The 11,590-nt window shown below is 66.2% G+C and carries 11 protein-coding genes; 4 read left to right on the top strand and 7 right to left on the bottom strand.

The window, feature by feature from the left end:
* Positions 1 to 33: 33 nt before the first annotated feature.
* From DSC_RS07460 to DSC_RS07450, 3 genes are all read right to left on the bottom strand, one after another.
* Entirely contained in the window at positions 34 to 621 is a 588-nt protein-coding gene (locus DSC_RS07460; RefSeq protein WP_014160544.1) for a TetR/AcrR family transcriptional regulator, read from the bottom strand.
* Positions 622 to 773: 152 nt separating this feature from the next.
* The gene (locus tag DSC_RS07455; protein ID WP_014160543.1) at positions 774 to 1,442 is read right to left on the bottom strand and encodes a cupin domain-containing protein; all 669 of its coding nucleotides are present in this window, start codon (positions 1,440 to 1,442) and stop codon (positions 774 to 776) included.
* Between the two features lie 41 nt (positions 1,443 to 1,483).
* Positions 1,484 to 2,104, bottom strand: a complete 621-nt coding sequence (locus tag DSC_RS07450; RefSeq protein WP_014160542.1) for a glutathione S-transferase family protein — start codon at positions 2,102 to 2,104, stop codon at positions 1,484 to 1,486.
* Positions 2,105 to 2,224: 120 nt separating this feature from the next.
* On the opposite strand from DSC_RS07450, the gene DSC_RS07445 reads away from it, so the two are divergent.
* From DSC_RS07445 to DSC_RS07435, 3 genes are all read left to right on the top strand, one after another.
* A complete protein-coding gene (locus tag DSC_RS07445; protein ID WP_014160541.1) occupies positions 2,225 to 2,650 on the top strand; it encodes an organic hydroperoxide resistance protein in 426 nt (141 codons plus the stop codon).
* Positions 2,651 to 2,736: 86 nt separating this feature from the next.
* A complete protein-coding gene (locus DSC_RS07440) occupies positions 2,737 to 3,153 on the top strand; it encodes a MarR family winged helix-turn-helix transcriptional regulator (protein ID WP_238527676.1) in 417 nt (138 codons plus the stop codon).
* 11 nt (positions 3,154 to 3,164) lie between these two features.
* Positions 3,165 to 4,250 carry an aldo/keto reductase gene (locus tag DSC_RS07435; protein WP_014160539.1) on the top strand — a complete coding sequence of 362 codons (1,086 nt, stop codon included), beginning with the start codon at positions 3,165 to 3,167 and terminating at the stop codon, positions 4,248 to 4,250.
* A gap of 255 nt (positions 4,251 to 4,505) precedes the next feature.
* Here DSC_RS07435 and DSC_RS07430 read toward each other — a convergent pair whose 3' ends face one another.
* Genes DSC_RS07430 through DSC_RS07420 form a run of 3 tightly spaced genes read right to left on the bottom strand, consistent with a single transcriptional unit; the run spans position 4,506 to position 10,151 of the window.
* Positions 4,506 to 7,661, bottom strand: a complete 3,156-nt coding sequence (locus tag DSC_RS07430; protein ID WP_043291083.1) for an efflux RND transporter permease subunit — start codon at positions 7,659 to 7,661, stop codon at positions 4,506 to 4,508.
* A 10-nt stretch (positions 7,662 to 7,671) separates the two neighbouring features.
* The gene (locus DSC_RS07425) at positions 7,672 to 8,904 is read right to left on the bottom strand and encodes an efflux RND transporter periplasmic adaptor subunit (RefSeq protein WP_014160537.1); all 1,233 of its coding nucleotides are present in this window, start codon (positions 8,902 to 8,904) and stop codon (positions 7,672 to 7,674) included.
* Complete coding sequence (locus tag DSC_RS07420) at positions 8,901 to 10,151, bottom strand: TolC family protein (RefSeq protein WP_043290467.1); 1,251 nt, start codon at positions 10,149 to 10,151, stop codon at positions 8,901 to 8,903. The genes DSC_RS07425 and DSC_RS07420 overlap by 4 nt, the downstream gene beginning before the upstream one ends.
* Before the next feature lie 30 nt (positions 10,152 to 10,181).
* On the opposite strand from DSC_RS07420, the gene DSC_RS07415 reads away from it, so the two are divergent.
* A complete protein-coding gene (locus tag DSC_RS07415) occupies positions 10,182 to 10,658 on the top strand; it encodes a hypothetical protein (RefSeq protein WP_014160535.1) in 477 nt (158 codons plus the stop codon).
* A gap of 214 nt (positions 10,659 to 10,872) precedes the next feature.
* Here DSC_RS07415 and DSC_RS07410 read toward each other — a convergent pair whose 3' ends face one another.
* Complete coding sequence (locus tag DSC_RS07410; protein WP_043290465.1) at positions 10,873 to 11,568, bottom strand: YiaD family glycine zipper/OmpA-like lipoprotein; 696 nt, start codon at positions 11,566 to 11,568, stop codon at positions 10,873 to 10,875.
* Positions 11,569 to 11,590: the final 22 nt, after the last annotated feature.

Below are 11,590 nucleotides of genomic sequence, written 5' to 3'. Positions count from 1 at the left end.
CAGACCTGGATGACGCACAATCACTCACCGGCTCTATGCGTTATCCCTCCGGGGAGCCTGGCAGCGGGCACTGAGCAGCTGCGTTGCCGCGTCAAACACGGCCGGGGCTTGCTCGGTACGCGCGGCCAGATGGGCACCTTCGAGCATGGCCAGGGTAGCGCGCGCCTCCTGTGCCGGATCATGGATTGCCGATATCGACCCGTCCCTTCGCCCCAGTTCGAAGGTTGCCGTGATCCATCGGGTGACCATTGCGCGGATGGCACTGACCCCGGCGATGACGGTCTCGGACAGGCTTTCGCGGCAGGTTGAAAAGGCAACGCACAGACACACGGTCTGGCCATCATGCAACGCCGCGCGATACAGGCAAATCAGGGCCTGCAGGCGTGCGCCGCCGGTGGCGTGGACTGCCTCCATCTCGGCCAGGCGCTGCTGCAGATCGGCCTGATATCGCTCGATCAGGGCTTGGGAAAGATTTGCCTTGGTCGGAAAGTGATAGTGAATGGACGCCTTGCGAATGCCGATGGCAGCGGCCATGTCCGCATAGCTGAACCCATCAAACCCACGCGACCTGGCGCTGTGCTCTGCAAAATCCAGGAGCGCGGTTCTGGTATCACGGTTCATGTCATTGACCTCTCTGGTGCAACCGCGCAAGCGCAAGATCCGATGTCTCCGATGGCCACCGACGGTTGCGATCGGTCATCGGCATTGCCCGAAAGCTCACCACCTGAGCCCGCTCTTCGCAAGCGGTGTCCTGGAGCTGCCCTCGCCATGGCCTAAACAGCCGGTGGCCTGGCAAAGGGCAGATGCCCTGTCTTCATCCAGAGCTTCGCGCCGTGGGCGCCCGCCGTGGCCAGCAGCTTGTGACCTTCGGGAAGGCGCAGCCAGCCGTGCTTTTCCAGCAACTGGCCATCGACCGTGACCGCGCCGTCCAGCACCAGCAGCTCGATTCCGCCGGACGCGTCAGAGCGCAGCGTCGCACCGGCATCGAGCCTGCTGTAGGTCACGGTCTCGCGCGCGTCCTCGTGCAGCCGCGCGCTGGCAATGCCGTCCACAGGCGCGCCCAGCTCGGCTTCCATGTCCTTGCGGAACTGGTTTCGGTCGGCCATGTCGAACTGCCAGAGCTTGACGAAGATCGTGCAGCCCTCACTGGAGCCTGGGGTATGGGAGGTGGTCGGGGGGTTGCGCACGTAGGTGCCGGCAGGAAAATCGCCATGCTCGTCCTGGAACACGCCATCGAGCACGATGAATTCCTCGCCGCCGGTGTGGGTATGCGGCGAGAACCGGCTGCCCGGCGCATAACGCACGATGGTCGTGGCGCGGGCAACTTCGCCCCCGATCCGGTCCAGCATGCGCCGTTCGACCCCCTTCATCGGCGAAGGCTGCCACTCCAGCTGGTCCGCGTGTGCGACCACCGGCCTGGCGAAATCTGCATTGATCTCCATGGGATCCTCTTCTTTCATGGGCGCGACCCGGAGGTCGCGTGTTAACCGGCAACCGATGGACGGGCGGCGACCTTTTCCCGCCACGCCTGCAGGTTGCCCAGGGTCTGGGGAATCTCGACCTTGGCGAAGTCCGCAAACACCAGCCCGGCAAAGGCGGTGATGTCCGCGACCGAGAAGCGCTCGCCCGCGAGAAATGCGTTTTCGGCCAGAACCCGATCCAGATAGGCCATGGTCGCGACGGCGACCTCCTTCTGCTTGTTGCCCCACTCGGGGCATTGCCAGGTTTCCAGGTCCGGACCAAGGCCCGGGGTCGCATGGTGGAAATAGGCACCCACCGCGTTCATCAGGCCCGACTCGGCGCGCAGATTCATCATCGCGATCAGGGCGCGCTCCCTGGGGGTGGTGCCGGTCAGCGACGGCCCATCGAAAACGCCGTCGAGATATTCGGTGATGGCGTTGCACTGGGCGATGCAGGTGCCGTCGTCAAGCTCCAGCAGGGGCACGGTGGCATCCGGGTTCTTGGCCTTGAACGCCTCGGAACGATGTTCGCCGGCCATCACGTCCACCGGGACGAATTCCACCTTGTCCGTTGCGCCTTTTTCCGCCAGGGCGATGCGCACCCGGAGCGGGTTCGGGAAACCTTCGATGTCGTAGATCTTCATGACTGAGCTCTCGCTGATTGGAGTCCCGATCATATACCTACTGGTAGGTAAGTCTAGGTCGGTTGCATGACAATATGGTTAGCCATAGAATGGGTCGCCATCCATTTCGTGAGCGCAAACATGAGCACCCTGTATTCCACGACGGTCAACGCCGTCGGCGGCCGCAACGGCACGGTCAAGAGCACCGATGGGCTTGTCGAACTCAGGCTGGCGATGCCCAGCAGCCTTGGTGGCAAGGGCGGTGCGACCAATCCCGAACAGCTGTTTGCCGCCGGTTATGCCGCCTGCTTCGGCAACGCAGTGATCCATGTCGCACGCGACCAGCAACACAAGATCAAGGACGAGGATGTCGAGGTGGCGGCCACTGTCGGCCTGGGGGCCAACGGCAGCGGCGGTTTCGCCCTGACCGTCGCCCTGGATGTCACGCTTGCCGGCGTTGACCAGGCCGCGGCCGAGGCGCTTGTCGCGCAGGCCCATGAGGTCTGCCCCTATTCAAACGCCACCCGGGGCAATATCGAGGTCGCGCTGAATGTGAGGACCAGATGACGAGCTCTGCGCCGCAGCACGATGCTGACCACTGGCTCCGGCTCGACCGCCAGGTCTGCTTTCCCCTGTACGCGGCGACCAACCTGATGCAGCGCCTGTATCGTCCGCTGCTGGCGCCATTGGGGCTGACCTATTCGCAATATCTGGTTCTGCTGCTGCTGTGGGAGCGTGGCAGCGCGACGGTCGGCGAATTGCGCGACTGCCTCTATCTGGATGCCGGGACCATCACGCCCCTGCTCAAGCGCATGGAGCGCGGCGGTCTGGTGACCCGCAGCCGGGACAGTGAGGACGAGCGTCGCGTGATCATCGCCCTGACTCCGCACGGCACCGCGTTGCGCGAACAGGCCCGGAAGATTCCCGAAACGCTCGCGGCCCGGATCGGCCTGGATGCCACCAAGGCAGCCGAGCTGCACGAGTCGACCACCTCGCTGGTCGAGCGGCTTCATGTGCTGCTCAAGCCGCCAGGTTCGCAGCCCCTTTTTCAACATCAATCCACTTCATGACGAGGGACGACATGACAGCACCCAACCTGCCCCGGTTCCATGCAGACAACGGCCTGCGCTATCGAGCGCTTGGCAATTCGGGGCTCTTTGTATCCGAACTGTGCCTGGGGACCATGACCTTCGGCGGCGACGAGGACATCTGGGGCCTGATCGGCAGCCTGCAGCAGGAACAGGCCGATGAGCTGGTCAAGATGGCCCTGGAGGCGGGCATCAACTTCATCGATACCGCCAACATCTATGGCCACGGTGGCAGCGAGCGCATCGTCGGCCAGTCGCTGAAGAATCTCGGGGTTCGCCGTGAGGACATCGTGCTGGCCACCAAGGTGCTCGGTCCCATGGGAGACGGCCCCAATGCCCGGGGTGGCTCGCGCGGCCACATCATGAGTCAATGCAAGGCGAGCCTGGAGCGCCTGCAGACCGACTACATCGACCTCTACCAGATCCACGGCTTCGACCCGGCCACCCCGATCGAGGAAACCCTGGAGGCACTGAATACCCTGGTCCAGCACGGCCACGTGCGCTACATCGGCCTGTCCAACTGGGCCGCCTGGCAGGTGATGAAGGCCATCGGCATCACCCAGGCGCGGCATCTGTGCCCGATCACGTCCCTGCAGGCCTATTACACCCTCGTCGGCCGCGACCTGGAACGCGACATCATCCCGATGCTGGAGTCGGAAAAGGTCGGGCTGATGGTGTGGAGTCCGCTGGCCGGCGGTTATCTGTCAGGCAAGTACGAGGGGCCGAACGTTTCGGAAGAAAACCGGCGGGCCAAGTTCGATTTTCCCCCCGTCAACCGGGAGCGTGGCAGCAAGGTCATCCAAGTCATGCGACAGATCGCAGCCGGCAAGCAGATCGACGGTGAGCCTGTCAGCGTGGCCACCATTGCCCTGGCCTGGCTGCTGCACCAAAAGGCAGTGACCAGCATCATCATCGGGGCCAAGCGGGCCGACCAGCTCAAGGACAACGTTCGCGCGACCCAGGTCCGGCTTGCCGATGACGAACTGGCGGCACTGGATGAGGCCAGCCGGCTTCCGGAGGAATACCCGGGCTGGATGATGAAAATGATGGCGGGGTATCGGGACCCGATGACCAAATGATGGCCCCGGCGTGAGCGTCGGCGCTGCGCCCGGATCGGAACCGAAACAGGTTCCCGGAGCCGCGACCGGCGCGTCCGATGGCGCGCACGGCCCGGCCGGGCCACCGGCCACCTCCGACCCCCGCCGGCGCAGTGCGCATGAGGTTTGCTGCCCCTGGTCTCATCGCAATTCCAGTCACGCCGGGTTCTGGTTGAATCTGCCCGTGCGGGGAAGGCCGCACGGGCAGGAAGATCAAGCGGGCCGGCGGCGCCCTGTTCAGCCCCGTGCCGGGATCGCCTTGCCGCCTCGATGGAGCATGCGGTAGAGCGCCGGCAGGACCAGTAGGGTCAACAGCGTCGAGGACGCGATGCCGCCGATCACCACCGTGGCCAGCGGACGCTGCACCTCCGCGCCGGTGCCCACGTTGAGGGCCATCGGCACAAAACCCAGGCTTGCCACCAGCGCCGTCATCAACACCGGCCGCAGGCGGGTCAGCGCGCCCTGTTCAACCGCTTGGTCCAGCCCCAGTCCTTCGGCGCGCAGCTTGTGGATGAAGCTGATCATCACCAGTCCGTTGAGCACCGCCACACCGGACAGGGCGATGAAGCCGACACCGGCGGAAATCGAGAACGGGATCCCGCGCAACCACAGCGCAAGCACGCCGCCGGTCAATGCCAGCGGCACGCCGCTGAAGACGATCGCCGCGTCACGCACAGAGCCAAAGGCCATGTACAGCAGGCCGAAAATCAGGACCAGCACCACCGGCACGACCACGGCCAGGCGCCGGCTGGCCGAGATCAGCTGCTCGAAGGTGCCGCCGTACTGGACCCAGTAGCCCTCCGGCAGGTCGGCCTGCTGTGCCACCTCGGTACGCAGCTGCTCGACGAAGGAACCCAGGTCGCGCCCGCGCACGTTGGCGGTCACCACCACCCGCCGCTTGCCGTTCTCTCGGCTGACCTGGTTGGGCCCCAGTTCCACCGCGATGCTCGCGACGCTGCCCAGCGGCACCCAGGCCGATCCGGCGGCGGTCCCACCCTCGGCGCTCGCCCCGGGGATCGCAATGGGCAAGGATCCAAGCGCGGTGATGTCCTGCCGTCGCGCTTCCGGCAGCCGAACCACGATGTCGAAGCGGCGATCCCCTTCGAACAGCTGTCCAGCGGTGGCACCGCCCATCGCCACCGCGATGGTGTCCTGCACATCGGAGGTGCTCAAGCCGTGGCGTGCCAGCGCTTCGCGGTCCGGGGTCACGGTCATCAGCGGCAGCCCGGTCACCTGCTCCAGCTTGACGTCGGCCGCGCCGGGGATCGCGCTGGCGATGGCCTCGATCTGCTCGCCAATGGCGGCAAGCTGGTCCAGGTCGTCACCGAACACCTTGATCGCGATCTCGGCACGCACGCCGGCGATCAGCTCGTTCATCCGCATCTGGACCGGCTGGGTGAACTCATAGTTGTTGCCCGGCACTTCGGCGACGGCGGCCTCCAGCTCGTCGATCAGCTGCGGTTTGGTCTTGCGTGGATCGGGCCAGTCGGCGCGGTCCTTGAGCATGATGAAGGTGTCGGCGACCGAGGGCGGCATCGGGTCGGTGGCCACTTCCGCCGTGCCCAGCTTGGCCACGACCTGGTCGACCTCGGGAATCTGCTTGATGCGGGCCTCGAGCTGCTCCTGCATGCCAATGGCCTGGCTCAGGCTCGTGCCCGGGATGCGCAGCGCATGCAGGGCGATGTCGCCCTCGTCCAGCTGCGGTATGAACTCGGTCCCCAGGCGTGTGGCCAGGACGCCGGCCAGCAGCACCACGAGGGTGGCCGTTGCCACGACCACGGCCGGTGCCGACAGTGCCTTGCTCAGCACCGGCGCGTAGAGCCGATGCAGGCCCGCCATCACCCGCGTCTGCTTTTCGGCCACCGGTCCGCTCACCCATTGCGCCACCGCCGCCGGGACGAAGGTCAGTGACAACACCATCGCGGCGGTCAGCGCCATCACCACCGTGATGGCCATGGGATGGAACGTCTTTCCTTCGACTCCGCTCAACGCGAAAATCGGCAGGTACACGGCCGCAATGATGAACAGGCCGAACAGGCTGGGCTTGATGACTTCGGCGCTGGCCACGGCCGCCAGCTCATATCGCTCCTCGCGGGAAAGCAGGCGCCCCAGTTCATGCTGGCGCGCACCAAACCGGCGCAGGCAGTTCTCGACGATGATCACCGCGCCGTCCACGATCAAACCAAAGTCCAGCGCGCCCAGGCTCATCAGGTTGGCCGACACGCCCGCCTGGACCATCCCGGAGATCGTCATCAGCATGGTGATCGGGATCACCGCGGCGGTGATCAGCGCAGCACGCAGGTTGCCCAGCAGCGCGAACAGCACCACGATCACCAGCAGCGCGCCTTCGACCAGGTTCTTGCGGACCGTGGCGATGCTGCGGTCGACCAGCCGGGTACGGTCATAGACCGGCCTGGCGCTCACGCCTGCCGGCAGGCTGGCGTCGATCTCCTTGAGCTTGGCCGCCGAGCGCTGGGCGACCGCGCGGCTGTTTTCTCCGATCAGCATGAAGACCGTGCCGAGCACCACCTCCTGGCCGTCCTTGGTCGCCGCGCCGGTGCGCAGTTCGCTTCCTTCCTCGACCTGGGCGATGTCCGAGATGCGCAGCGGCAACCCGTCGCGGCGGGCCACCACCACCTTGCCGATATCGTCCATGTCGCCCAGTTGGCCGGGGACCCGGAGCAGGTACTGCTCGCCCGAGCGCTCGATGTAGCCGGCCCCCACGTTGGCGTTGTTGCGCTGGACGGCCTTGAGCACATCTTCCAGGGTCAGGCCGTAGGCCAGCAGTCGCGCCGGATCGGGCGTGATGTGGAACTGCCTGAGCATGCCACCGACGGTATTGACCTCGGTGACGCCCTTGAGATGACGCAGCTGCGGGCGCACGACCCAGTCCTGCAGCGCGCGCAGGTCCGATGCGCTGTAGGCGCTGCCGTCGGGCTTGCTCGCGCCCGGCTCCGCTTCCACCGTGTACATGAAGATTTCGCCCAGGCCGGTGGCGACCGGCCCGAGCGTGGGCTCGATGTCCGGTGGAAGCTGGGCGGCGGCCTGCTGCAGTCTTTCGGCGACCTGTTGGCGGGCGAAGTAGATATCGGTGCCGTCCTCGAACACCACCGTGACCTGGGACAGGCCGTAGCGTGAGATCGACCGGGTGTATTCCAGGTTGGCCAGGCCCGCCAGGGCCGTTTCGAGCGGAAAGGTGACCCGCTGTTCGGCTTCCAGCGGCGAATAGCCGGGCGCTTCGCTGTTGATCTGGACCTGGACATTGGTGATGTCCGGCACCGCATCGATCGGCAGCCGCGCGTAGTTCCACACGCCAAAGGCAGACACGGCCAGGGCCAGCAGCAGCACCATCCAGCGGTGCGCGATGGCCAGCCGCAAGATGCGTTCGAGCAGGCCCGGTGCATCAGTGGTCATGGCTCGCCCCTGACTTTTCGATGTCCGCCTTGATCAGGAAACTCTGCTGGCTGACATAGCGCGTGCCCGGCTTGAGCCCACCCAGCACCTCGACCCGCTCGCCATCCCGGGCCCCGAGCTCGAGCATCCGGACCTCGTAGGTGTCGCCGACCTGGGCGAAGACCACGGTGAAGTCGCGGAACCGCTGCAACCCCGATTCGAGCACCGTCAGTTGCGCTTGCGTGCTGGCAACGCTCACCTCCGCGGACACCACCATGCCAGGACGCCAGCTTCCGTCCTGGTTGGGGATGCTGACCCGGGCCACCACGCTCTGGCCCACCGTTGCCAACGGCAGCAGCGAATCAATCCTGGCCTGGACGGTTGCGTCGGTGGTCGCCGCGCGGATGGACACGGCCTGGCCGGGCTCCAGTCTGGCCGCGTCCTTGCCGATGGTATGCAGTTCCACCCAGACCCTGGACAGGTCCGCGATCTCCATCAGCGCATCGCTGCCGGTCACCTCGCCGACGCTGGCCTGGCGCACGAGCACCACCCCGTCGAAGGGCGCGCTCACCGGATAGGTGCGCATGGAGTCGTTGCCTTCGACCACGACCAACGTCTGGCCCCGCCGTACACGGTCCCCTTGGCGGACGTTGACCGCGCGGACCACACCAGGAAACCGCGCCTTGACCTGGGCATGTCGGTTGGCGTCCTGGACGATGACGCCCATCAGGCTGATGTTGTCCTTGATGACACCCGGCCCTGCCACTTCGGTCTTGATGCCGGCCGCCTCGGCGACCTTGGCCGGAATGCTCACCCGACCCTCGTAGGACGCAAATTGCCAGCTCGAGCGCTTGCCGGCATGGGTGGCCTGGACCTGGACATCGAACGAATGCGGCTCGGCCAGGGTGGCGCTGCCCTTCAGATGGTCCTGCTCGGGCACGAACTGGAAATCGGTCTGTTCGCCGTCCAGCCGCTTGATCCGGATCCTGGCCTGAACCTCTCCGGGCGGCAACGGCCTGTCGTCCAGATAGGCATAGAGCCGGTAGTGCGGCTCGACGTTGGTCTCGTAGACGGTCACCTCCAGGGCGAAATTCCCGTCGCGCAGCATGCGCCCGCGATGGGGTCCGCGTTCGTACTCGGCGGCCGGGGCCGAGGCATGCTCGGTGGCGCCGGGAGGCTCGGTGCCACCGCAGGCCGACAGCAGCGCCCCGCTCAGGAGCAGGGCGCAAAGGCGAAGATTCATGGCGTGATGTCCGTGGTGGAGGTCGTGAGACGCTCGATCTGGATGAGGCGGCTGCGCAGCAGTGCGGCGGCTTGGATCTGGCGAACACGCAGATCGAACAGCGTGCGCTGGGCCTGGGAGAGCGCAAGAAACGTGAACCGCCCCTGCTCGAACCCCTGTTGGCTCAGGGTCAGCGCCTGGCGCGCCCTTGGCAGCATGCGGCTGGACAAGGCGGCCTGTTCCACCGCGGCATGATTCAACTCCTGGAAGACCTCGAACAGCTCCTGGTGGCGTTCGCTGCGCGCCGCGTCGGCCCTGGCAGCCGATGCGGCCAGCAGCGCATCGGCCTCGGCAACGGCCAGGGTCGAGCGCACCTTGCTTCCCAGTGGAACCGACACCGACATCACCAGCCCCTGGTCATCCAGGCCTTGCAGCCGGCGCACGCCCAACGACAGGTCCACGTCCGGCCGTCGCATGGCGTGGGCCAGAGCGCGCTGTGCCGAAAGCTCCTCTGCTTCCAGCGCATGCGCCCGCTGCCCAGGAGTGTGGGCCAGGCGCGCAGCGAGCGAATCGAAGTTGGGCAGGGTGGTCGGCCCCTCCAGGTCGCCGGCGACCTCCGCAAAATCCACCTCCACGCCGCCCCAGCTGGCGGCCAGGGTCTGCCTGGATGCCAGCAATTCGTGCGCTGCGTGCTCTTCGGAGAGCTCGGCATCGGCCAGCGTGATATCGGCGGCGGCCAGGTCCGAATCCGGATTGCGACCGGCCTGGACCCATCGGGCAACCTCGTTCCTGGCCTTCGATGCGAACGCAGTCCGCTCTTTTGCCGCCGCGAGCCGCGCCTGGTCGGCCAGTACCTGGATAAAGCGCAGCGAGGTCAGGGCGATGACGTCGGCCCTGGCCAAGGCTGCGGTGTTTCGTTGCCGCAGCACGTGGGTCTGACCCAACGCGCGTCTTGCGGCCTGCTTGCCGCCCAGCTCGATCCGCTTGCCGACCCGGAAGGTGGTTTCGGCGAGCCTGGTCCCGGAGAGCGCCCCGGTTCCGGCAAAATTCTCCAGCTCACCGCCGATGGTGAGCGGGGTCGACAACGCTTCGCGCGCGGCGCGGCTGTCAGCCGCACGCAGAGCGGCAGCCTCGGCCGCCAGCAAGGGACTTGCGTCCAGCGCACGCGCAACCGCCTCGTCCAGGCGCAACGCTTCGGCGGCCCGCCCATCGAGGGCAAGACCGCAGGTCCCGGCAAACGCCAGAACCACCAACCAACACAGTTTCACGAAGAGACCTCCGAGCGATCGGGAATGACGATGTCCAGCCGCGATCCCGCGGCGACTTGGTCAGACGATCGGAGGTCTGTAGGGGTGGGTGACCAGCTCGACCCGGATCGGATGCGGACCCTCTGCGCTCGGCGCGCAAGCACGGTGACCGGCACCGACCGCCAGGACGATGGGCTGTTGCAGCGTGAAAGTCACTTGATCGACGACATGCAGGTGGAGATCGACCGGGCGATGGTCCTCTCCCGCAGCGTCGGCCGCCGGGGCTTGAAGCAGATGGTCCACCAGCGGGCGCTGGTCGTGGCCATGATCGCGGTCGATCCGATCATGTGCGTGGAACGAAATGGCAGGAACGCTCACCAGCAGGAACACCGCGGCCACCACGCACAGTCCCAGACGACCGGCCGGGCGTATCGTCCAATTGGCAAACAGGGTGCGCAGTCTTCGCATGACCTGCGCAGCATGCCCAAGCAAGCCACGCATCTCAAGTGCCTGTGGGGCGAGAAATGAGGGCGGCGAAGTGAGACATGAGGGAAAGCAGGGATGCCGGCCCCTCACTCCTCACTCCTCGGCTTCACCCGCCTCCGCCCGGACAGCGCGATGGCAACCCTGCCACGCGCCTTTCCTGCCAGGCCGCAGCCCTGGCGATGATCCCCCGTGGCCCACGCAAGACACGGGCCGCGATGCGCGGCCCGCTCCCTTCCTGCGCCGGATGAGGAATGGATCAGGCGCCCTGCCTGACCGGCAACACACGGATCTCCACCCGGCGGTTCTTCGCGCGACCGGCATCGGTCTCGTTGCTGGCGATCGGATAGCGCTCACCCATGCCGAGGATCTCGAAACGCTGGCGCATCAGGCCTTGCCCGATCAGGTAATCGGCCACCGCATTGGCGCGCGCCTCGGACAGGACCTGGTTGGCCGCGTCGCTGCCGATGCTGTCGGTGTGGCCGCTGACCTCCACGATGGTCTGGTCGTATTCCTTCAGCGTGGCGGCCACGTTGTTGAGCGCCGAGTAGAACTGCGGCTTCAACGTGGACTTGCCGAAATCGAAGGTCACCCCGTCCGGCAGGTTGAGCTTGATCACATCGCCGTCGCGGCTGACGTCGATGCCGGTGCCGGCGGTCTGGCGGCGCAGTTCGGCTTCCTGGCGGTCCTGGTAGGCGCCAATCGCACCACCGGCCAGGCCACCGACCCCGGCGCCGATCAGCGCGTGCTGGCGACGTTCGGTGGCATCGCTGCCACTGAGCAATCCCAGTGCCGTGCCGATGCCGGCCCCGATCAGGGCGTTGCGACGGGTGCGGTTGGGATCGTTGGGATCGGTGGTCTGTCCGGTGTAAGTGGCACAGCCGGCCAACAGCAGGGTCGACAGCACGCCGCACAGTATGGTGCGGGACAATAATTTGTTCGCTGGCTGATTCATGGTTCCTCGCTTTCGGGATGGG

This window comes from Pseudoxanthomonas spadix BD-a59 (assembly GCF_000233915.3).
Classification (GTDB): domain Bacteria; phylum Pseudomonadota; class Gammaproteobacteria; order Xanthomonadales; family Xanthomonadaceae; genus Pseudoxanthomonas_A; species Pseudoxanthomonas_A spadix.
Note: the sequence above shows the minus strand (reverse complement) of the source record. Positions and strands in the feature narration are given on the sequence as shown.

What these genes read in the sequence shown, in the direction of transcription:
- DSC_RS07435 (WP_014160539.1), top strand. Translation starts at nt 3,165, where the DNA reads ATGACAGCACCCAACCTGCCCCGGTTCCATGCAGACAACGGCCTGCGC.
- DSC_RS07440 (WP_238527676.1), top strand. Translation starts at nt 2,737, where the DNA reads ATGCAGCGCCTGTATCGTCCGCTGCTGGCGCCATTGGGGCTGACCTAT.
- DSC_RS07415 (WP_014160535.1), top strand. Translation starts at nt 10,182, where the DNA reads ATGTCCAGCCGCGATCCCGCGGCGACTTGGTCAGACGATCGGAGGTCT.
- DSC_RS07455 (WP_014160543.1), bottom strand. Translation starts at nt 1,442, where the DNA reads ATGGAGATCAATGCAGATTTCGCCAGGCCGGTGGTCGCACACGCGGAC.
- DSC_RS07460 (WP_014160544.1), bottom strand. Translation starts at nt 621, where the DNA reads ATGAACCGTGATACCAGAACCGCGCTCCTGGATTTTGCAGAGCACAGC.
- DSC_RS07410 (WP_043290465.1), bottom strand. Translation starts at nt 11,568, where the DNA reads ATGAATCAGCCAGCGAACAAATTATTGTCCCGCACCATACTGTGCGGC.
- DSC_RS07450 (WP_014160542.1), bottom strand. Translation starts at nt 2,104, where the DNA reads ATGAAGATCTACGACATCGAAGGTTTCCCGAACCCGCTCCGGGTGCGC.
- DSC_RS07425 (WP_014160537.1), bottom strand. Translation starts at nt 8,904, where the DNA reads ATGAATCTTCGCCTTTGCGCCCTGCTCCTGAGCGGGGCGCTGCTGTCG.
- DSC_RS07445 (WP_014160541.1), top strand. Translation starts at nt 2,225, where the DNA reads ATGAGCACCCTGTATTCCACGACGGTCAACGCCGTCGGCGGCCGCAAC.